Annotated in this window: 16 protein-coding genes; 5 read left to right on the top strand and 11 right to left on the bottom strand. The window is 62.0% G+C overall.

The genetic code is table 11. From position 1 onward, the window contains the following. The first annotated feature begins 148 nt into the window (after positions 1 to 148). The 3 genes from J2Z75_RS16495 (at position 149) to J2Z75_RS16485 (ending at position 2,042) form a co-directional block, all read left to right on the top strand. Complete coding sequence (locus tag J2Z75_RS16495; protein WP_209853838.1) at positions 149 to 325, top strand: hypothetical protein; 177 nt, start codon at positions 149 to 151, stop codon at positions 323 to 325. Between the two features lie 64 nt (positions 326 to 389). Continuing rightward, the gene (locus J2Z75_RS16490) at positions 390 to 536 is read left to right on the top strand and encodes a hypothetical protein (RefSeq protein WP_209853837.1); all 147 of its coding nucleotides are present in this window, start codon (positions 390 to 392) and stop codon (positions 534 to 536) included. Between the two features lie 225 nt (positions 537 to 761). Further along, on the top strand, positions 762 to 2,042 hold the full coding sequence (locus J2Z75_RS16485; protein WP_209853836.1) for an MFS transporter: 1,281 nt from the start codon (positions 762 to 764) through the stop codon (positions 2,040 to 2,042). Between the two features lie 15 nt (positions 2,043 to 2,057). On the opposite strand, the gene J2Z75_RS16480 is transcribed toward J2Z75_RS16485, so the two are convergent. After that, positions 2,058 to 2,996 carry a DMT family transporter gene (locus J2Z75_RS16480; RefSeq protein WP_209853835.1) on the bottom strand — a complete coding sequence of 313 codons (939 nt, stop codon included), beginning with the start codon at positions 2,994 to 2,996 and terminating at the stop codon, positions 2,058 to 2,060. Between the two features lie 522 nt (positions 2,997 to 3,518). Here J2Z75_RS16480 and pepN point away from each other — a divergent pair. Continuing rightward, positions 3,519 to 6,167 carry an aminopeptidase N gene (gene pepN / locus J2Z75_RS16475; protein WP_209853834.1) on the top strand — a complete coding sequence of 883 codons (2,649 nt, stop codon included), beginning with the start codon at positions 3,519 to 3,521 and terminating at the stop codon, positions 6,165 to 6,167. 208 nt (positions 6,168 to 6,375) lie between these two features. Beyond that, positions 6,376 to 8,745, top strand: coding sequence for a PAS domain-containing sensor histidine kinase (locus J2Z75_RS16470; RefSeq protein WP_209853833.1), 2,370 nt, complete (start codon positions 6,376 to 6,378; stop codon positions 8,743 to 8,745). 13 nt (positions 8,746 to 8,758) lie between these two features. Here the strand turns inward: J2Z75_RS16470 and J2Z75_RS16465 are convergent, their stop codons facing one another. From J2Z75_RS16465 to J2Z75_RS16420, 10 genes are all read right to left on the bottom strand, one after another. Continuing rightward, the gene (locus tag J2Z75_RS16465) at positions 8,759 to 11,713 is read right to left on the bottom strand and encodes a bifunctional [glutamine synthetase] adenylyltransferase/[glutamine synthetase]-adenylyl-L-tyrosine phosphorylase (RefSeq protein WP_209853832.1); all 2,955 of its coding nucleotides are present in this window, start codon (positions 11,711 to 11,713) and stop codon (positions 8,759 to 8,761) included. Positions 11,714 to 11,762: 49 nt separating this feature from the next. Then, positions 11,763 to 13,172, bottom strand: coding sequence for a sensor histidine kinase (locus J2Z75_RS16460; RefSeq protein WP_209853831.1), 1,410 nt, complete (start codon positions 13,170 to 13,172; stop codon positions 11,763 to 11,765). Further along, the gene (locus J2Z75_RS16455) at positions 13,169 to 13,870 is read right to left on the bottom strand and encodes a response regulator transcription factor (RefSeq protein ID WP_060640009.1); all 702 of its coding nucleotides are present in this window, start codon (positions 13,868 to 13,870) and stop codon (positions 13,169 to 13,171) included. The genes J2Z75_RS16460 and J2Z75_RS16455 overlap by 4 nt, the downstream gene beginning before the upstream one ends. Positions 13,871 to 14,019: 149 nt before the next feature. Continuing rightward, the gene (locus J2Z75_RS16450) at positions 14,020 to 15,594 is read right to left on the bottom strand and encodes a Do family serine endopeptidase (protein WP_209853830.1); all 1,575 of its coding nucleotides are present in this window, start codon (positions 15,592 to 15,594) and stop codon (positions 14,020 to 14,022) included. A gap of 199 nt (positions 15,595 to 15,793) precedes the next feature. Further along, complete coding sequence (locus tag J2Z75_RS16445; protein ID WP_209853829.1) at positions 15,794 to 16,249, bottom strand: cytochrome c-type biogenesis protein; 456 nt, start codon at positions 16,247 to 16,249, stop codon at positions 15,794 to 15,796. Beyond that, entirely contained in the window at positions 16,246 to 18,231 is a 1,986-nt protein-coding gene (locus tag J2Z75_RS16440) for a heme lyase CcmF/NrfE family subunit (RefSeq protein WP_209853828.1), read from the bottom strand. Before J2Z75_RS16440 ends, J2Z75_RS16445 begins: the two co-directional genes overlap by 4 nt. Further along, entirely contained in the window at positions 18,228 to 18,680 is a 453-nt protein-coding gene (gene ccmE, locus J2Z75_RS16435) for a cytochrome c maturation protein CcmE (protein WP_209853827.1), read from the bottom strand. Before ccmE ends, J2Z75_RS16440 begins: the two co-directional genes overlap by 4 nt. Further along, positions 18,677 to 19,831, bottom strand: coding sequence for a c-type cytochrome biogenesis protein CcmI (ccmI, locus tag J2Z75_RS16430; RefSeq protein ID WP_209853826.1), 1,155 nt, complete (start codon positions 19,829 to 19,831; stop codon positions 18,677 to 18,679). The genes ccmE and ccmI overlap by 4 nt, the downstream gene beginning before the upstream one ends. A 96-nt stretch (positions 19,832 to 19,927) precedes the next feature. Beyond that, complete coding sequence (locus J2Z75_RS16425; RefSeq protein WP_209853895.1) at positions 19,928 to 20,377, bottom strand: hypothetical protein; 450 nt, start codon at positions 20,375 to 20,377, stop codon at positions 19,928 to 19,930. A 192-nt stretch (positions 20,378 to 20,569) separates the two neighbouring features. After that, a complete protein-coding gene (locus J2Z75_RS16420) occupies positions 20,570 to 21,958 on the bottom strand; it encodes a sensor histidine kinase (RefSeq protein ID WP_209853894.1) in 1,389 nt (462 codons plus the stop codon). Positions 21,959 to 22,027: the final 69 nt, after the last annotated feature.

Here is a 22,027-nt window from a genome sequence, read left to right as displayed (position 1 = left end):
CCTGAACAGACCGCCTGCCTGATTTGTGAACAAACGATGAAGAAAGCCATGCGGATTGCGCATACCAGCAACGCGCATGCGGCCGTTGCGGAATCAATGTTGCGGTGCAATATAAAAAGACGGGAGGACTGGAATAAGGAATTGAACCATGACTGCCCGTTTTCGCCCTTTGCACAGCGGCTTTGAAACGCTCCGCCACGCCGGATCGCCCCTTCGCACGCCCTTCGCCAGCTTTGGCTCGGCCGCGAACGAACAGATGACGGCAGCCGGCTACGGCCACAAGACACGTCCGGCCCAGATTTTCGCGGAATTCATCCAGCGCTAACCCCCAAGGGCATGCGCAACTGCGCGCCCTTGTATTGTTGCAGCTTTTCTAAAGGTATCCGATCATGTCAGCATCCATCCGCTCTATCCGGATCCTCCTCGACGACATCGGCACCGCCGTGCGCGCCTCGCGCGAATATACGCGCCTGAGCAAGGAAGCGCCGGCTGCCAATGCGGACCGGAATGCGGCTAGCGGCTTCCTGCCGAAGTAATTCATCGTCTTCGGGCCGCATCGCGGCCATATTCCTCTTCTGCGCCAAAGCCTGTCGCAATCGACAGCGTCAGGGAAATTGGATAGAGCGACACTCGTTCTTTGATTCCAAGAGCGGCGTGCCGGGCGTTTCTCAGGTCGCGCAATCCGCTCCAACCTTTTTCCGCGCATCCCTGACCGCTTGAGCGTCATCAAGCATCCGGCAGGCAGCGCATCCGGAGCGTTCATGCTGGCCAGCCTCAGATCCGTGTTCAGCCTGATCCTCTCCACGCTCCTGATGATGGTCGGCTTCGGGCTGGCGAGCTATGTGCTGCCGGTTCGCTCGGTGGCTGAGGGCTGGTCGACGCTGGTCATCTCCTGGATTGCCACCGGCTATACGCTGGGCTTCACCCTGTCGTGCATCGTCACGCCGAAATTCGTGTTGCGCGTTGGCCATGTGCGGGTGTTTGCCGCACTGATCACGCTGCTCAGCGTCGCCATCCTGATGTGCGGGCTGGTGGTCGACTGGCGAGCCTGGATCTTCTTTCGCGCCATTTCCGGCTTTGCCATTTCGGGTAGCTACCTCGTCATTGAGAGCTGGCTCAACGAGCGGGTGACCAACGAGAACCGCGGCATGCTGTTCTCGTTCTACCTGATCACCACCATGGTCGGCACGATCGGCGGGCAGTATCTGGTGCCGCTCGGCGATCCGACCAATTCATCGCTGTTCATTCTCTGCGGCGTCTTGTTCTCGCTGGCGCTGCTGCCGACGGCGCTCTCGTCCTCGGCAATGCCCGCGCCGCCGGTCCAGGCCAATTTCGACGTTCCCGGGCTGTTCCGCCGCTCGCCGGTCGCCGTCGTCGGCGCCTTTCTTGCGGGCGCCATGTCCGGCGCCTGGCTCAATCTCGGCGGTGTCTTCACTCAGAAGATCGGCCTTTCGACCGCCGAGGGTGCCACGCTGCTGGCAGCGCTCCTGACCGGCAGCGCCATATCGCAGATCCCGATCGGCAGGACATCCGACCGGATGGACCGGCGCATCGTCATGGTCGGCTGCGGCATCGTCGGCGTTATCTCCTGCCTTGCCATGGTCGTTTTCGTCGGTTCCAGCCCGCTGGTGCTCTATGTGATCGCGGCCTTCGTCGGCTCGGTTCTGTTTCCGATCTATGCGCTCAACGTGGCGCATGCCAACGATCTTGCCCGGCCGAACGAGTATGTCGAGGTCTCCTCGGGCATGATGATCACCTATGGTGTCGGCACGATCTCGGGACCGCTGATGGTCGGGCCGGTGATGGACCGGTTCGGTCCCGCCTCGCTTTTCATGGTGATCGCCGTCTATTTTGCCCTTTACGCCGCCTATGCGGCCTGGCGTATCGCGAAGCGCAGCCACAGGGACGGTCTCGTCGCCAAGACCGATTTCCAGGCCAACACCGTTCCGACACCAGGGACCGAGGCGGTCAACGCGATGAACCAGGCGGTGCGGCCGGCCGATCTGATTGAAGATGATACGGCTCCGGCCCAATCGCCCTGAACCGTCAGCCGACGATCATCCCTGCGGGGTGACGTGTTTTCGCGCGCCCTTGCGCTCGAGGCCAAGCTGGTGCTCCCGGAAAATGATGAAGATGCCGGCGCCGACCACGATCGCCGTGCCGATCAGCATGATGCCGGACGGCACCTCGTCGAACAGGAAATAGCCGATGAGCAGCCCAAGGAGGATGGAGGTGTATTCGAAGGGTGCGATCGTCGACATATCGGCATAACGATAGCTCTGCGTCAAAAGGATCTGGGCGACACCGCCGCAAAAGCCTGCCGCCATCAGCAACAGGAAGGCTTTCCAAGGCAAGGGCTCCCAGCCAAAGGGCAGCGTCAGCAGCGAGAAACAGGAGGCCGAGAGGGAGAAGTAGAGCACGATGGTGTGCGTGCGTTCCCTGGCGATCAGCTTGCGCACCAGCACCATGGCGACAGCGCCGAGTGCCGCCGACAGCAGCACGGCCAAGGCCCCGAGCGCCTCCTGCGAACCGAAGCCGCCATCGCGCATCAGCGTCAGCCGCGGCCAGGTAATGATCATGACGCCGACAAGCCCGATCAGCACCGCCGACCAGCGGTAGATCCGGACTGTCTCCTTCAGGAAGACGGCAGCAAAAACCACGGCAAGCAACGGCATGGCGTAACCGATCGCGATGGCTTCGGGCAGCGGCAAATGCACCAAACCATAAAAGCCAAAGCTCATCGCCAGAATGCCGATGAAGCCGCGCGCCAGGTGTCCAAAAAAGTCCTTGGTGTAGAAAGCGGTGCGCAAATGCCCTTTGAAAGCCAGATATCCCAGGATCGGCACCATGGCGAAGGCGGAGCGGTAGAAGGTAATCTGGCCGGTGGCAATCCCGGTTCCTGCCGCCTTGATCAGCGTTGCCATGCATACGAAAATCACGACGGAGAAAACCTTGAGGGAAATACCCTTCATCGGCTGGGAGTGTTCGGAATCCATGCGGGGCGCACTCAACGGACTGACGGCAGCGGGCCGGAAATCGGTGGAAACGACGGGCTGCGGGAAAAGATGCGATCGGAGAATCCGTCGCCAAGCAACGTCACCTTAACGCGCGATCTTCAAAAGAGGGATCAATTTTCGTGATGCGAGGCGGAAATATTTGATGCCGCCGCAGCGATACCCTACGTTGAACAGAACACGTCGGCAAAACATCCGACACGCACCGCCAACCGCTTCCAATCTCGCGTTTGGGACGGGAACGCGGACGGCAAGCTGGAAAATTGTATAAGCTGTGCCAAAAATACACGACTGGTTTAAATATTGTTAGGGCGAATTTCGTAAGTCTCTCATGCAAGCACAGGAATGGGACAGATCACGCCCGCCGAAACACGGCAAGCGCCGACGAAAAGAACCGCCTTGCGATCACACCGGAAGCTCCGCGTTATCCGCGCAGCCTCTTCACCAAGACCAAGCCTCACCCCTGGCGTCCTGACGCGACGGGCGATGCAAGCGGGACAAACAATGCGGACAGATACGGGCGAAATCATTCATCTGGAAGACTACCGGCCGACGGATTTCGTCCTTGAGAGGGTGGACCTCACCTTCGAACTCGATCCCAGGGAAACCAAGGTCGAAGCCCGGCTGATCTTTCACCGGCGCGAAGGGATTAGCGCCGACGCGCCGCTGATCCTCGACGGCGACGAACTGAAGATGACCGGCCTGCTGCTCGACCAGGAAGAGATCGCGGCGGCGAACTACGACGCGGCGGAACACACGCTGACCATCCGCAACCTGCCGGCAACAGCGCCCTTCGAGGTGACGATCACCACCGAGATCAACCCCGAGGCCAACACCAAGCTGATGGGGCTCTATCGCACCAGCGATGTCTATTGCACCCAATGCGAAGCGGAAGGCTTCCGCCGCATCACCTATTTCCCCGATCGCCCGGATGTGCTTGCCGTCTATACGGTCAATATCATCGCCGACAAGGAAACCGCGCCACTGCTTCTGTCCAACGGCAACTATCTCGGCGGCGCCAGCATGGGCGATGGCCGGCATTTCGCCGCCTGGTTCGATCCGCATCCGAAGCCGAGTTATCTCTTTGCCCTGGTCGCCGGCGATCTCGGCATCGTCGAAGATACGTTCACCACCATGTCCGGCCGCGAAGTCGCGCTGAAAATCTACGTCGAGCACGGCAAGGAGCCGCGCGCGGCCTATGCCATGGACGCGCTGAAGCGCTCGATGCAATGGGACGAGGAACGCTTTGGCCGCGAATACGATCTCGACATCTTCATGATCGTCGCCGTGTCCGACTTCAACATGGGCGCGATGGAGAACAAGGGACTGAATGTCTTCAACGACAAGTACGTCCTTGCCGATCCGGAAACCGCGACCGATGCCGATTACGCCAATATCGAGGCGATCATCGCACATGAATATTTCCACAACTGGACCGGCAACCGCATCACCTGCCGCGACTGGTTCCAGCTCTGCCTCAAGGAAGGTCTGACGGTCTATCGCGACCATGAATTCTCGGCCGACCAGCGCTCGCGCACCGTCAAGCGCATCGCCGAGGTTCGTCATCTAAAAGCCGAGCAGTTTCCGGAGGACGCAGGCCCCCTCGCCCATCCCGTTCGCCCGACGAAATTCCGCGAGATCAACAACTTCTATACGACCACGGTCTATGAAAAGGGCAGCGAAGTCACGCGGATGATCGCGACGCTGCTCGGCGCCGATCTGTTCAAGCAGGGCATGGATCTCTATTTCGACCGCCACGACGGGCAGGCGGTGACGATCGAGGATTTCGTCGCCTGCTTCGCCGAGGTCAGCAAACGCGACCTGACGCAGTTTTCGCTCTGGTACCATCAGGCCGGCACGCCGCTCGTCACGGCCTCGACTGCCTATGATGCCGCGAAGCAGACCTTCACGCTTTCGCTGGAACAGATGGTACCGCCGACGCCCGGACAGAGCGCCAAGGAGCCGATGCATATTCCATTGCGTATCGGTCTCCTGCTGGAAGACGGCTCGGAAGCGCTGGTTACCGCCGTCACCGGCGCCGAAATGACCGACGACGTCCTGCATCTCGTCGAGCGTAAGCAGACCGTCACCTTCAGCGGTATTACCTCGCGTCCCGTCCTGTCGCTGAACCGCGGCTTTTCCACGCCCATCAACTTGCACTTCGAACAGACGCCGGCCGATCGCGCCCATATTGCCAGGCATGAAAGCGATCTCTTCGCCCGCTGGCAGGCACTCAACGATCTTGCTTTGCCAAACCTTGTCGCCGCCGCCACCAGCGCCAAGGCAGGCGAGCCTGTGCAATGCGATGCGTCGCTGATCGACGCCCTGCTTGCGGCAGCTGCCGATAGCGGTCTCGAGCCCGCTTTCAGGGCACAGGCGCTGGCGCTTCCCAGCGAAGCCGACATTGCCCGCGAAATCGGCAGCAACAACGACCCCGATGCCATCCACGCGGGGCGGCAGCAGATCATGTCGGCAATCGCCGAAGCCGGCCGGGATATTTTCGCGGCGCTTGTCGACGAGATGGTCGTTTCAGGTCCGTTCAGCCCCGACGCGGCCAGCGCCGGGCGGCGAGCGCTGCGCAACACCGCCCTCTCCTACCTCGTCTATGCCGAGAACCTGCCTGCCCGGGCGGTAGCGGCATTCAACGCCGCCAACAACATGACCGACCTTAGTCAGGCGCTGACGATCCTGGCACACCGGTTCCCGGAATCGGCGGAGGCGGCGGAAGCCCTTGCCACGTTCAAGACCCGTTTCGCCGACAATGCGCTCGTCATCGACAAGTGGTTCACGATCCAGGCGACCATTCCCGGCGCGGCGGCGCTCGACCGCGTCACGGCGCTAATGGCCGATCCCCTGTTCAACGGCTCCAATCCGAACCGGGTGCGGGCCCTTGTCGGCACGTTCGCCTTCTCGAACCCGACCGGGTTCAACCGTGCCGATGGCGAAGGCTATCGCTTCCTTTCGCGCCAGATCCTCGACATCGATCTGCGCAATCCACAGCTTGCTGCGCGCATCCTCACCTCGATGCGCTCCTGGCGTTCGCTTGAGCAAGTCCGTGCCGAGCATGCCCGCAAGGCGCTGCGCGAAATCGCGGCGGGCAAGAAGCTGTCCGCCGACGTCAGCGACATCGTCGAGCGCATGCTCAAGGGATAGGAAATATCAAGTGGGAATGTCGGCGAAACCCCGCAATTGCGGGGTTTTTTCGTTTTTCGCGGCTCGCCAATCGCGGCAGTACCATTTTCCAATGACGATAAATGGTTAACAAAGTTTTACGTTTTCCTCTGGACAAGGCGAATCACAATTGATTCATTGGGTCAGGTTCGAGCGAGCGGCGCATCGAATCACATGAGGATTTACAGATTTGACGAAGATGGCGGAAGCGCAGCGGGGACGCGCAGCCGGTGAGCGGTTGCGTCCAAAATTTCCAGGCTTTTCGAAGCTGGAAAAGGGCGTCATCCAGCACGCACGGATTTTTACCGAGCCGGCGGCTTTGCGCCTGGCGCGTGCCGAGCCGTTGCTGAAGCGCTCGATCCCGATCCTGATCACCGCGTTTCTTCTCGTCGTCGCCATTTCCCGCATCAGCGGCATCATGGTCGAATATGCGCGCATGGAGGCGAGTTCCCGCCAGATCACCATGCTTGCCGCAGCAACCGCGAGCGCGGCACTTCAGGAGAACGGGGTGGCCCTGTTTGACAAGGCGCAGAAATGGGACGTCGAGCAGCGGCTCAACACCTTCCTGTCTCCCGACATGCTCGAAGCCGGCGCCTTCGTCCTGACCGTGCGCAATGATGGCCGGATTTTCGCCAGTTCCCCGGAAGGTGCCGTCTACACGGGCCGAACATTGACCGTCGTGGCGCCGGAAGTCGCAGCCTTCCAGTATTTCGGTGAACGCTCGACAGTGATGAAGACCTTCATCGGCGGGGCCGAGCATATCGTCGCGTTGATGCAGGTGCCGGGTGGGGCCGGGACGCTGCTCGTTGCAACACCCCTGGCGCGGATTGAAAAGCTGTGGCGCGACGAGGTGTCTCTCAACGTCACCCTCTTCGCCGGTATCTCGGCGATCCTGCTCGTCGTGCTCTATGCCTATTACATCCAGGCCAAGCGCGCCCGCGACGCCGACCAGATCTTCGCGGAATCCAACCTGCGGGTCGAGACGGCTCTTTCGCGCGGACGGTGCGGCCTGTGGGATTTCGACATGCCCAACCGCCGCCTTTTCTGGTCTCGATCGATGTACGAGATGCTCGGCATGCCGCCGCAAAGCAGCGTGCTATCTTTCGGTGATGCCGCGCGGCTGATGCACCCGGATGACGGCAGCATCTACAAGGTCGCCCGCACCATCGCCAAGGGTGATGCCCGCCAGATCGACCAGATTTTCCGCATGCGCCATGCCGATGGCCATTATGTCTGGATGCGAGCGCGTGCACAGGTCATCCGCACCACATCCGGCCGCGTCCACCTGATCGGCATCGCCATGGACGTCACCGAGCAGCATCGGCTCGCCCAGCGTTACGCCGAGGCGGACCAGCGTCTGGCCGACGCCATCGAATGCACCTCCGAGGCCTTCGTACTCTGGGACAAGAACGACCGGCTGGTGATGTGCAACACCCACTATCAACAGGCCTACAGGCTGCCCGACCGGGTTCTCGTTGCCGGCACGGAACGCTCCGTGGTCAATGCGGCCGCCGCCCGTCCGATCATCGAGCGGCGGATCGCCGATCCCGACCGGTCCAATCATTCGCAGACATCAGAGGTGCAACTCGCCGACCAGCGCTGGCTGCAGATCAACGACCGGCGCACGCGCGACGGCGGCCTGGTCTCCGTCGGCACCGACATCACGCTGCTCAAGCGGCATCAGGTGCGCCTGCGCGAATCCGAACGGCGGCTGATGGCGACGATCGGCGACCTCTCGACCTCCCGCATCACGCTGGAGCGCCAAAAGGCCGAACTCTCCGTCGCCAATGCCAATTATCAGGCCGAAAAAGAGCGCGCGGAAGCGGCCAACCGGGCGAAATCCGAATTCCTCGCCAACATGTCGCACGAGCTGCGGACACCGTTGAACGCCATCCTCGGCTTTTCCGAAATCCTGCAGAATCAGATGTTCGGCCCGCTCGGCTCCGAAAAATACGACGAATATTCCCACGACATCCACGACAGCGGCAAACATCTGCTGAACGTCATCAACGACATCCTCGACATGTCGAAGATCGAAGCCGGGCAGATGAAGATCAACCGGGAAACGATCGATCTCGCGCCGCTGATCGAGGAAACCCTGCGCTTCACCACCATTCCGGCGCAGCAGAAAAACATCTGCGTCGACCAGCAGATCTCCTCCGGCCTGACGATCACCGCCGACCGCCGGGCAATGAAACAGGTCCTGCTGAACCTTCTGTCGAACGCGGTCAAATTCACCAATGAAGGCGGCAAGATCTCACTGCGCGCCCGCAAGGTCGCCGGCGCAGTGACGCTCACCATCGCCGACACCGGCATCGGCATTCCGCGCCTCGCGCTGGAGAAGATCGGCCAGCCGTTCGAACAGGTTCAGAGCCAGTACGCCAAGAGCAAGGGCGGTTCCGGTCTCGGCCTTGCCATCTCCCGGTCGCTCACCAACCTGCACGGCGGCGCCATGAAGATCTATTCGCAGGAAAACGTCGGAACGATCATTTCCCTGCGCATCCCTGATACGGCGCCGCGCGCCGTTTCCGAGACCAAGGCCGATCCGGTCTACGCTTGAATCGGACCTGATCTCAGGGCTTGACGGTGGTCTGAAATATCCGCCGCACCGCCTTCGACAGGCGGCGGATGTCGGCCTCCAGCACCTTGGCATCAGGCGCATCGCCGGCCCGGCACAAAAGCTCGATCAGCCCGGCCGGCGCATCCTTCAGCTCCAGATCCCCCTCGATGCACAGCCGCACGATCTGCGAGAGGTCGGTGAACAGCGCAAGCGCTTCCTGTACCGTGTCCAGGTCACCGGGAGAAATCAATGCAGGCCCGAGAAGCCGCAGCACGTCCGCCGTCGATGTTCCGTTCAGTGGTGGCTCGACGCCGCGCGCAGGCGCGATCAGTGCCAGATATTGCGCTATAAACTCGATATCGACCAACCCGCCGGGAATGAGCTTGAAATCCCAAAGGTCGCTCGGCGGCTTCTCCTTGTCGATCAGCCCGCGCATCTCCGCGACATCGGCCGTGATCTTGCCAACATCGCGGACCTGGCCAAGCACTTCGCGGAAAATCGTGTCGGCTTCTGCAATCAGGCTTTTTTCACCGCACAGCGCACGGGCGCGTGTGAGCGCCATATGCTCCCAGGTCCAGGCCTCCTCGCGCTGGTACTTTGCAAAGGCATTGATACGGGTGGCGACAGGCCCCTTGTTGCCGGATGGGCGCAGACGCATATCGACCTCATAGAGCACGCCTTCGGCCGTCGGCGCAGAGAGTGCGGCAATCAGGCGCTGCGTGATGCGCGTGAAATAGCGAATGGAATCGAGCGGCTTCGCTCCGTCGGATTCTCCTGCCTCATCGTCATGGTCGTAAAGGAGGATGATGTCGACATCGGACCCGGCCGTCAGCTCGTGGCTGCCGAGCTTTCCCATGCCGACAACGGCCACCCGCCCGCCGGGAAATTTCCCATGCGCGGTTTCCACCTCGCGCAGCACGGCATCCAGCGCGGCGGTAATGATCAGGTCGGCCAGATCGGTAAAGGCATGTCCCGCCTGCACGCCGGTGATAACGCCGGTCAGCAGCCGTATCCCGATCAGAAACCTTTGCTCCGATGCCGTGATCCGCAGCCGGTCGAGGATATCCTCATAGTGCCTGGCACCCGCCAGAAATCCGCCGATGCGATCGGCGAGGTAGTCCCGCGTCGGCAGTTCCGCCAGAAGTCGCGGATCGAGCATGCCGTCAAAGACATGCGGCTTGCTGGCAATGATATCGGCCAAGCGGGGAGCAGACGACATGATGTTGACGATCAGCGACAGCAAACCGGGATTGTTGCCCAGCAGAGAGAACAGCTGGATGCCGGCCGGCAGGCCGGCGATGAAATGGTCGAAGCGCAGCAGCGCCTCGTCGGCGCGCCTGTTCTGGCCGAACACGCGCAGTAGTTCCGGCGTCAGTTCCGTCAACCGCTCGCGCGCCTCGACCGACTGCGTTGCCCGGTAGCGGCCGTAGTGCCAGGTGCGGATGGTGCGGGAAACATCCTGCGGCCGTTCGAAACCCAGCTTTTTCAGGGTATCCAGCGTATCCGGATCGTCCCGCTGCCCGGTAAAAACCAGATTGCCGGTTTCGGTCGAAAGCTTTGCCTCCTGCTCGAAAAGCTGCGCGTAGCGCCGCTCCACCGTCTTCAGCCTACGTGAAAGCTCCGCCGAAAACGTCGAAACATCTGCAAAGCCCATCATATAGGCGATGCGCTTCAGTTCGGCGTCCGTGGTCGGCAGCACATGCGTCTGCTCGTCGCGCACCATCTGGACCCGGTGCTCGATGTCGCGGAGAAACCAGTAGGCGGAAATCAGTTCTTCGGCCGTCGTCGCATCGATCCAGTTCGCCCGCGCCAGACCATTCAGCATCGGCTCCGTTGCGCGCAATCTCAGTTCCGGCATCCGCCCGCCGGCGATCAACTGCTGCGTCTGGACAAAGAATTCGATTTCCCGGATTCCGCCGCGGCCAAGCTTGATGTTGTGCCCCTTGACCGCGATCTCGCCATGGCCCTTGTGGGCATGGATCTGCCGCTTGATCGAGTGAATGTCGGCGATCGCCGCATAGTCGAGATACTTGCGGAACATGAACGGGGTGAGTTCGCGCAAAAAGGCCTCGCCGGCCTTGAGATCGCCCGCCACCGGACGCGCCTTGATGAACGCCGCCCGCTCCCAGTTCTGCCCCCTGCTCTCGTAATAGAGCATCGCCGCCTCGACCGGGATGGCCAGCGGCGTCGCACCGGGATCGGGACGCAGACGCAGGTCCGTGCGGAAGACATAGCCGTCGCCGCTGCGCTCCTGCAGGATGCGGATCAGCCGCCGCAAAAGCCGGGCAAAGGTCTCCGGCGCGTCTTCGGGATCGGTTATCAACGGCGCCTGCGGCTCGTAGAAGACAACCAGATCGATGTCGGAGGAATAGTTCAGCTCGAAGGCGCCCAGCTTGCCCATGCCAAGCACGACCACGCCCGACTGTTCGCTTGGATGCGCGACATCGACGACATTGAGCTTGCCGCCGTCATAGGCGCTCAGAAGCAGGTGGTCGATCGTGGCAGAGACGGCCGCGCCGGCAAAATCGCTCAGCCAGCGGGTCGTTTCCCGTACATCCAAAAGACGGGACAGGTCCGCAAGTGCAAGCGCAAAGGCAATGTCCCGCTTGGCCTGCCTCAGACGCGTCATGATCTCGGCATCGGACAGGGGCTTGCCTGCCTCAACACCTTTCCAGGCGTCGCGTGCTGCCTGAATGCAGCTTTCAAGATAAGGGACAATCGGCCCGGCAAGAGCCCGGACAAGAACTTCGGGATGAGCGACTGCCGTGTCCCTTAGATAGGGAGAAAGCGAAAAAGCCGCGACGATGAAATCCTTGAGCGGGGTTTCTGCAGCCAGCAGACCGGCAACGTGCGGATGGCCCTTGGCCATGTCCTTGAGGCTGGAAAGAACGGACTTTGCGTCCGTCTGGCTCATCGGTCGGATGGCGCATGCACCAATCTCCGTTAAACGCCGCGTATCCGTCTGCATCGTGACCTCTCCCAAGCCGACGCTCCCGATTTCGGCTAGGCCATGCCTATCAGCCTGAGCGGGCCGGGAAAACCATGCTGGCGGTCAAACCACGATTGTTTTCAGCCCCTGGAACCGTATCGCTCAGTTCGAGAGCACCCTGATGCATCTCCATCACCGCTTCGACAAGCGATAGTCCAAGTCCCGTTCCCGGCTTGCTGCGGCTTTCGTCCAGCCGCACGAAACGCTCCACCACATCCTCGCGCCTGTCGGCCGGCACACCTGGGCCATGATCCGCAACGGATAGAACAATTGCCCCGTCCCGCGTGCCAAGACTGACTGTGATCAGCGGATTTGCGCCGCCATCGGAATATTTTATGGCATTGTCGATCAGGTTGCCGAGTGCCTGTCCGATCAGTTCCCGATTGCCCGAAACGTGAATATCGGCAGGCACGTCGGCCTCGAGCTTCAACGCCTGCTCGTCGGCCACCGGCTCGTAGAGCTCGACGCAGTCGGCAACGCTCTGTGAAAGGTTGACATCGCTCATCTCGGCGGCAGCGGCCCCGGCTTCGACACGCGAGATCATCAGCAGGGCATTGAAGGTGCGGATCAACTGGTCGGATTCGCCGATGATTTCCTCCAGCGAGGCGCGATAACCGGAGTTGGTCGCCTTGTGCGCCAGCGCCGCCTCGGCCTTGTTGCGCAGGCGCGTCAACGGCGTCTTCAGATCGTGGGCGATGTTGTCGGAGACCTGCCGCAGGCCTTCGTTCAGCTTCTCGATCCGCCCGAGCATGGCGTTCAGCGATTCCGACAATCGGTCGAATTCGTCGCCTGAACCGCTCATCGGCAGCCGCTGGGAAAGATCACCCGCCATGATCCGCGTGCTGGCGTCCGACATCCGGTCGATCCGCTTCAGCGCGTTGCGGCCGATGGCAAACCAGATGATCAGCGCGCCGATGCCCATGATGCCGAGCGCAACGACCAGAGCCTGGCGCACGAGGACCCGAAATTTCTCCGGCTCCTGCAGGTCGCGCCCGACCAGGATACGCAGGCCGTTGTCGAGTACCAGCACATGCGCAAGCGCCACATGGGTCTCCTTGCGGCTTTCGTCCGTGTAACGCTGATAGCGGAAGGCTTCGCCCGTCCAGCCTTCCCTGTCGAGCAGGCCCGGCTGCAACGAGGCGACGTTGCCGGCGAGGATCTCGCCCGTCGGTCCGGCAATGACATAGAGATTGGCGCCCGGCTGCCGCGCCCGCCGCTCCAGCGTCCGCAGCAAACCGTTGACGCCCGCCCGGCTGTAGATCTGCTCGATCTGGGCGACCTCCGCCGTCACTGCGTCTTTCGTCTGCTGCTCCAGGAGCCGTTGCGACATGGCCGTCACGTAGAAGACCAGAAAGGCGGCGCACAGCGAAAAGAGCAGGAGATAGAGCGCCGAGAGGCGAACGGCGGTCGTGCGGAAGAGGACGCTCAACCTGTTCATGCGTCCGTGCGTCCGTCTTCCTTGATCATGTAGCCGGCGCCGCGCACGGTGCGCAGCAGCGGCTGATCGAAGTCCTTTTCGATCTTGGCGCGCAGCCGCGACACATGCACGTCGATGACGTTGGTCTGCGGATCGAAATGATAGTCCCAGACGTTTTCCAGAAGCATGGTGCGCGTCACCACCTGGCCGGCATTCTTCATCAGGTATTCGAGCAGCCTGAATTCACGCGGCTGAAGCAGGAGTTCCCGGCCCTGCCGGCGCACCGTGTGCGACAGCCGGTCCAGTTCCAGATCGCCGACGCGATAAACCATGTCCTGCTCCGGCGCGCCCTTGCGGCGACCCAGCACCTCGACCCGCGCCAGAAGCTCGTTGAACGCATAGGGTTTTGGCAGATAGTCGTCGCCCCCGGCACGCAGGCCCGTCACGCGGTCGTCGACCTGCCCGAGCGCCGAGAGGATCAAAACCGGTGTATGAATGCCCTTGCGGCGCAATTCCGAGATCACCGACAGCCCGTCGCGGCGCGGCAGCATGCGGTCGATGACGAGCACGTCATAGCTGTTCTCGCTCGCCATGAACAGGCCGCTTTCGCCGTCGCTGGCATGGTCGGAGACGATGCCAGCCTCGCGAAAGGCCTTCGCCAGATAGGCGGCAGCTTCGAGGTCATCTTCGATAATCAGAATCTTCATGCGCGTGACCATAGTCCCGGACCCGTATCTTCCACAACCGGTTTGCCCCTGGGAAATCACGCTCGCCTGCCCGGTTGTGCAGGTAAACCGTGCCCTGAAACGCCGGGCGCCGCGAAACCCTGGGGAAGGTCCGCGGCGCCCGGTTATTCAGTGGAACCGCTTCAGCCCTGGTTGATCGGCAGCGCCACGAAGCGGCTGGCATTGTCGGCCTCGATCTGGAACAGGGCCTTGGTGCGCCCGTCCTTCTTGGCAGCCTCGATCACCTTAAGGATGTCATCGGCAGACTTGACCTGCTGATTGTTGACCGAAACGATCTTCTGGCCTTCCTTCAGCCCACGATCACTGGCGTCGGAGTCTGCATCGACCGAAGAGATCATCACGCCATTGCCGTCGTCCGATGGTGTCACGGTCACGCCGAGATCGGCCAGTGCCTTCTCGCTCGAAGGCTGCTCTTCTTCCTGCTGCTGCTGGTCGGCACCGGCTGAAGCATCCTTGGTTTCTGCAGGAAGGGTTCCGACTTCCAGCTTGACGCTCTCGGCCTTGCCATCCCGCCAAAGGGCGACATCGACGCTCGTGCCGGGGCGCATTGCGCCGATCTTGCGCGCCAGTTCACGCGGCCCCTTGATGGTGTCGCCGTCGACGGCCGTAATCACATCACCCTTCTTGATACCCGCTTTTTCACCCGGAGAACCGGGCTGCGGTTCGATGACGAGCGCGCCGCTTGCTTCGGCAAGGCCGAGCGATTCGGCCACATCCTTGTCGACCGGCTGGATCTGTACGCCCAGCCAGCCGCGTGACACCTCGCCGTCCTTCATCAGGTCGGCCACGACGTCCTTGGCGACGGATGCCGGAATGGCAAAGGCGATGCCGACATTTCCACCGGAGGGCGAGAAGATCGCCGTGTTGATGCCGACCACTTCGCCATTGAGGTTGAACGTCGGACCGCCGGAATTGCCGCGGTTCACGGCCGCATCGACCTGCAGGTAATCGTCATAGGGGCCGGAACCGATATCGCGGCCACGAGCCGAAACGATGCCGGAGGTCACCGTGCCGCCGAGGCCGAACGGATTGCCGACGGCAACCACCCAGTCGCCGACACGAACCTTGCTGTCATCGGCAAAGCTTACATAGGTGAACTTGCGTTTGTCATCGACCTTCAAAACGGCCAGATCGGTGCGGCTGTCCTTGCCGATCAGCTTGGCATCGAGTTCTGTACCGTCGTTCAGAATGACCGTGAAAGCGGAACCATCGGAAACGACGTGATTGTTTGTGACGAGATAACCGTCCTCGGAGATGAAAAAGCCCGAGCCCTGTGATGTCGGGCGCAAGCGACCCGGCTTGCCATCACGCGGTCCATGACCGCGCTCGGCGCGCTTGTCGCCGTGCGGGCCGCCGTTCGGGCCACCGAACTCCTTGAAGAAGCGCTTCAGCGGATGATCATCAGGAAGCTCGTCAAGGCCACGGCCGCCGAAATCGAAGCTGAAGCCGTTGCTGGCATCGTCGGAAACGGGGTTGGCGCGGGATTGGACGCGGACGGAAACGACGGCCGGCGAAACAGCATCGACCACATTGGCAAAGCTTGGAACCTGCGGTGCCTCGATCTTGACGGCAGCGGCAAAGGAATGGGTGACGCTGGCGGGGATGCCGGTCGACAGCATGACGACCGCGAGGCCTGCGACGGTCGATGCTTTCAAAACAGTCTTGAGGGAGGGACGCAGTGCGTTTGTCTTAAACATCCGATTTGCCTTTTCTCTTCATGTCCATTGGCTGACTGGAGGAACAGCCGATGAGAAAGGAATAGTCGAACGCACCTTACTGACTTGTGTCCGCAACATGAACTTTTGGTAATGTTGGAGAAAGAACCACGCCGCTACGCCGCCTGTATACGATGCCGAGACACCGCAAATGCTGACGAGTCCAGAAAACGGAAAGAAATCAATCCTTCAATACCGCATCCAGCCGCGCCTGCTCCTCGACGGAAAGTGCTGTGCCCGTCGCCTTGCCCGTCCGGCGCCGCGCCGCAATCGCCATGGCGGCTCCGCCGGCGAGAAGCAGCACGATCGGTGCGCCCCACAGGATCAGCGTCTTCGTCTCGAAACGGGGATTGAGCAGCACGAACTCGCCATAGCGCGAAACGACATAGGAAATCACCGCCTCGTCGCTATCGCCATCGGTGATCCGCTCGCGCACCAGCAAGCGCAGATCCTTGGCAAGCTCGGCATTGGAATCGTCGATCGACTGGTTCTGGCAGACCATGCAGCGCAGTTGCGCGGACAGCGCCCGCGCCCGCGCCTCCAGCACTGGATCAGCCAGGACTTCATCCGGATTGACGGCAAAAACCGGCGATGCCGAAAGCAGCATGAGAACAACGAAGATCAGCCGGCGGATCATTCCGCAGGCTCCAGCAACGGTTTCTTTTTCCTGGCCCGCGCAGGAGCCCCGATCCTCAGGCGCCTGTCGCTCAGCGAAACGGCACCGCCGGCCATCATGAACAGCGCCCCGCCCCAGATGCAGAGGATCATCGGCTTCCACCAGATCCGCACGACGACACCACCGTCGGCCATGCCGTCGCCCAGCGACACATAGAGCTGGCTCGTGCCGAACGTCCGGATACCCGCTTCGGTGGTCGGCATGCGCCGCGCCGTGTAAAACCGCTTCGATGACCAGACATCGGCAACCGCCACGCCGGCCCGGCTGATCGTGAAATGCCCAGATTCCTCGCTGTAGTTCGGCCCATTGCCGTTGCGCAGTCCATCGAAGCGCAGAGTGTATCCACCCGCATCCGTGGTCATACCCGGTTTCATCTCGACGATATGCTCGGTCTCGAACGCGGTTACCGCGACGATGCCGATCAGCGTGATGCCGAGCCCGATATGCGCCAGCGCCGTCCCGAACACCGAACGCGGCAGCCCGGACAAGCGGCGGAGCGCTACGGCGCCCGTCACCTTGCCAAGCCCGGAGCGCAGATACAATTCCGTGAGAGAGCCGGCGATCATGTAGGCCCCGAGCGCAATGCCGAACAGCGCCATGATCGGCCCGCCATTCTGCGCGTAGTAGATCGCACTGCCGACAACCAGCCCGATTGCCACGGCTGCAAACAGCCGTTGCCCCACGCCGAGCAGATCGCCCCGCTTCCATGCGAGCAGCGGGCCGAATGGCACGGCCAGCAACAGCGGCAGCATCAGCAATCCGAAGGTCATGTTGAAGAAGGGGGGGCCGACCGAAATTTTCGAACCGGTCACTGCTTCCAGCGCCAGCGGATAGAGCGTGCCGGTCAAAACGGTGGCAGCAGCCGTCGTCAGGATCAGGTTGTTGAAGACCAGCGCGCCCTCACGCGAAATCGGCGCGAACAGTCCTCCCGCCTTCAATCGCGCGGCGCGGAAGGCAAACAGCGACAGTGCGCCACCGATGAAGAGGATGAGGATCATCAGAATGAAGACGCCGCGCGTCGGATCGGTGGCAAAGGCATGAACCGAGGTCAGCACGCCGGAGCGGACGAGGAACGTCCCGAGCAGCGACATCGAAAAGGTCATGATCGCCAGAAGCACGGTCCAGATCTTCAGCGCCTCGCGCTTTTCCATCACCAGCGCCGAATGCAGCAGCGCCGTGCCGGCAAGCCACGGAATGAAGGAGGCATTCTCGACCGGATCCCAGAACCACCAGCCGCCCCAGCCGAGTTCATAGTACGCCCAGTAGGATCCCATCGCGATGCCGGCCGTCAGGCAAGTCCAGGCTGCCAGCGTCCACGGCCGCACCCAGCGCGCCCACGCCGCGTCGAGCCGTCCCTCGATCAGCGCTGCTATGGCAAAGGAGAAGCAGACGGAAAAGCCGACATAGCCGAGATAGAGCAGCGGCGGATGGATGGCGAGACCGATGTCCTGCAGCACCGGATTGAGGTCCTGCCCCTCGCCCGGTGCGTCCAACAGTCTGTTGAAGGGGTTGGAGGTCAAGAGAATGAACAGCGAGAAGGCCGCCGCGATCCAGGCCTGGACGGCGAGTACATTGGCCTTCAGCGTCTCCGGCAGATTGTCCCCGAACAGAGCGACGAGCGCCGAAAAGAAGGTCAGGATCAGCACCCAGAGCAGCATCGAGCCTTCGTGATTGCCCCAGACGCCCGAGAACTTGTAGATCAACGGGATCTGCGAATGCGAATTCTCCCAGACATTCTGAACGGAAAAGTCGGATGTCACATGGGCGTAGGTGAGGACGCCGAAGGAAATGGCAACGAGCAGGAACGTCGCCTTGGCCGCGACCGTGCCGATCTCCATCAAGGCCCGGTCGCCGCGCAGCGCGCCGATGATCGGCAGCACTGCCTGCAGCAGGGATACGCCAAGCGCCAGAACCAGTGCATAATGGCCAAGCTCGATGATCATTGAATGTTTTCCTTGCCGCCGAGAGAAACGCCCTGCGCCTTCAGCCGGTCCGCTACGTCCTTCGGCATATAGGTCTCGTCATGCTTGGCAAGCACGGTGTCCGCCACGAAAACCGGGCTGCCATCCTTGAAACTGCCCTCGGCGACGACGCCCTGCCCCTCGCGAAAGAGGTCCGGCAGAATTCCCGTATAGGTGACCGGCACGCGGTCCAGCGTATCGGTGACGCTGAAGGTGATGGTCATGCCGTCGCCGCGCTTGAGCGAGCCGTTCTCGACCAGGCCGCCCAGCCGGATGCGCGTGCCCGGCGCCAGATGCGCCTTGGCAAGATCGCCGGGAACATAGAAATAGGCGATTGCCTGGCTGAAGGCAAACATCACCAGCAGCACCGCGGCAACGATGAAAGTCACCCCGCCGCCAATGATCGCCAGACGCTTCTGCTTGCGGGTCACTTCACGCCTCCATCGGCCTTCAGCCCGAGTTCGCCTGCCAGCACCAGCAATTGTTTACCCTCATCGCCATCAGCCGGAAAGGCGGCCAGCCCCTGTTTCAGGGCGTCCGTTGCCTTGTCCTTCTGACCGAGTACCGAATAGGAACGGATGATGCGCATCCATCCTTCGAAATTCTTCGGATCCGCTTTCAGTTTTTCGGCGAGGCTGCCGACCATGCCCTCGATCATCGCCGTGCGATCACCGGCGCTCATATCCTCAGCCGCAGCGACGTCCTCGCCGGTCGGGTTGCCCAATTTGGCTCTGGCCTGAGCGCCCGCCGGAGCTGCGCCATCGTGCTTGAGACCGGCGATATGTTCATTGACCAGCGGCAGCCAGGGTGCCCCGGCGGGCGACGTCCTGGCGATCTGCTGGAACGCCGCCAGCGCTTCCGGCGCCTTGCCTTCCTGCTTCAAGGCCAGAGCAAGATAGAACTGAGCGCGCGGATCGTTGGGCTCGATCGCCAGAGATTTCTGCAAAGCGTCCTGCGCCTCGGTCGTCACCAGTCCGCCGGACAGCGCGATCAGGCTTTCGGCATAGCCGCCGAGCCGTGCCGGCGTGGCCCCGAGAATCCGTAGCGCGTTGCGGAATGCCGCCGCCGCGTCCTCGACACGGCCGCTGCGATAGTAGATCGGTGCCAGCACGTCCCATCCGGCGCCATCGTCCGGATTGGCAACGAGCTGCTGTTCGGCCCGCGCGATCAGGATATTCATGTCGTTGCCGGGGTTTGCCAGACGCGCGGCAAGCGGCGCATCCGGCACATCCGGATTGCCTGTCCGCAAATAAAGACAGAGGCCAACGGCAGGCAGGATGAGGATGATGGCGAGCTGCGCCAGACGATTGGATCGCCGTGCCGGCTGAACAGGTCCGGCCGCATTCACGGCGTCGGTCGCGACCAGCAGGCGACGGGCCACCTCGGCGCGCGCAAAACCGGCGTCCTCGCCGGAAATCAGGCCGTTTCTCTCGTCGCGCTTTAGCTCTTCGAGCTGGTCGCGATAGACTTCGACGTCATGGGATTGGGGAGCCTCGGCGCCGGCGGCGGCGCGCAGCAGCGGAAGCAGTAGAACAGCGGCGACGGCCGCCGTCAGGGTGGCAACTAGGATCCAGAACAGCATGAGCGCTCAATTACTATGCGCAGCACGCCATTCCAATCGGAAAACCGGAAATGACGGAAATTTGAGGCGTTTCGCCGCAAGAGTACGCTGGTAACGTCAGCTGAGTGGCGTCCAGGTGCCATCGGCATTCCGGCAGGCAGCGCCGCGCGCAACACTGTCCTGCCCCTTGACCGTCACGGTATGGCTGTACTGGCGGCAGTTCTGCGAACCGACCTGATAGGGTGCCGCAGCGACGACGGAGCCGCTGATACCGGATCCCTGCCAGACCACCGGCTGCCCGCCGCGAGCGGCTTCCAGTGCGCGATATTCGGCCTCCAGCGCCCGCTGGCGGTCGGCCTTGCTGATCGAAAGCCCTGCCTGACGACCGATAACCCCACCGCCAAGCGCTGCGATATAGGAGGCCGAGCTATTCGACGTGACGGTGCCGCCGATTTTACCTGCGTCACGCGCCGTGGTGCCGCAGCCGGCGAGAAGCAGCGACGAGGCAATCAGGCAGGCAGCCGGAGAAGCGGAAAAAATGGTCGGGAAACGGGCCTTGTTCTTCATCGTATCGGGCAGCTCTCGCGATTTCCGTTGCATCGTCAGTTCATGGGAGGCCTCAGGCCGATTCCATGGCTGATTATCTTTTTACATTCCACGGTTGAGCAGGCAACATCGGAGAGGTTAAAGCCGTCGCATTGCGGAATTTTGCCTGCGAACCTGTCAAAAAAGTCACGCAACGGCGCGAAACGCGTCCCATCATGAAACAGCTGGCAGCACGATCAGCGCCTTCAGCCCGCCACGGTCGCCGCGTGAAAGCCCCAGAGTGCCCTGATATTCGCCTGCAATCTCGCTGACGATCGAAAGTCCCAATCCGGTCCCGGGTTTGCTTTCGTCCAGCCGCTTGCCTCGCTTGATTGCAACGGCGATCTGGTCCGGTTCCAGGCCGGGACCATCATCATCCACGTCTATGGCGATCCAGCTCCGCCGTCCCGGGTCTTTCCCCTGGACGCCCTCGGGCGCGATCTGTGCCGTCAGGCGAACCTCGTGTGTGGCGTAGCGCGCGGCGTTGTCCAGCAGATTGCCGACCGTTTCCTCGACATCCTGCTGCTCCATCGCCAGGATCAAACCGGGCGGCGATACCGTCAGCAGGAAGGTCTTTTCCGGATGCAACCGGCGCATCACCCGGACCAGCCGTTCCAGAACAGGCTCCACCTCGGTGCGCGCCAGCACGGACTCGCGCTGCGCGGCGATCCGTGCCCGGTTGAGATAGGACTGCACCTGCATCTGCATCGCGTCCGCCTGCGCCTTGACGAGGTCGCCATGCGGCGCCTCGAGTATCCTTGCCTCGTTGATCAGCACGGCAAGCGGCGTCTTCAAGGAATGGGCGAGATTGCCGACCTGCATGCGGGCGCGCTCGATAATACGGCGGTTGCTGTCAATCAGCGCGTTGACCTCGCTTGCCAAAGGCTGGATTTCGCGCGGAAATTCGCCGTCCAGCCGTTCGCTTTCGCCACCGCGGATCTTTTCCAGCGACCGCCGCGCCTGGTCGAGCGGCCGGAGACCAAAGAGAATGGCCAGCGCATTCATGCCCAGGCCGCCGAAACCGAAGATCGCCAGAGCGAGGTAGAGGTTGCGGTTGAAATCGTCGATGTCGGCTTCCAGCACGTCGCGATTGCCGGCGACGCGGAACCGGGCCGTATGTCCCTGAATATCGAGCACCACTTCCGTCTCGGCTACCTCGACCTCGTTGTTGAAGGAATCGATGGTGGTATAGAAACGCTCGTAGCGAATATCGAAGGGAACTTCGTCGACGCTGGCGATCGGCAGCTTTCCGGAACCGAGCGAGGTCGAAAGCAGCGGCGGCGTGTTGAATTCGCCGATCGGCTCGACGATCCAGTACCAGCCCGTCTGCGGCTGGGAAAAGCGCAGATCACCCAGTTGCGGGCTGCCGGCCAGCACCGACTTGTCGTTGACGACGATCGAATTGATGACGTTGTAGAGCTGCGCCCGCAAAAGATCCTGAAAACCGCGCTCCGATCCCTGGCGATAAAGCGCCGAGATCACCACGCCGATCACAACCAGCGCCGCCACCGCCCAGATGGTGGAGACCAGCAGAACGCGCGCGGTGAGCGATTGCGGGCGCAGCATCATCGGCAATGCCGAAGCAAATGACAGCACAAGACGACGGGCGCGCGACCTTTGTGCGTAAACGGC

This window comes from Rhizobium herbae, from assembly GCF_017873135.1.
GTDB classification, from domain to species: Bacteria; Pseudomonadota; Alphaproteobacteria; order Rhizobiales; family Rhizobiaceae; genus Pararhizobium; species Pararhizobium herbae.
This window is presented reverse-complemented; position numbering and strand designations above follow the sequence as displayed.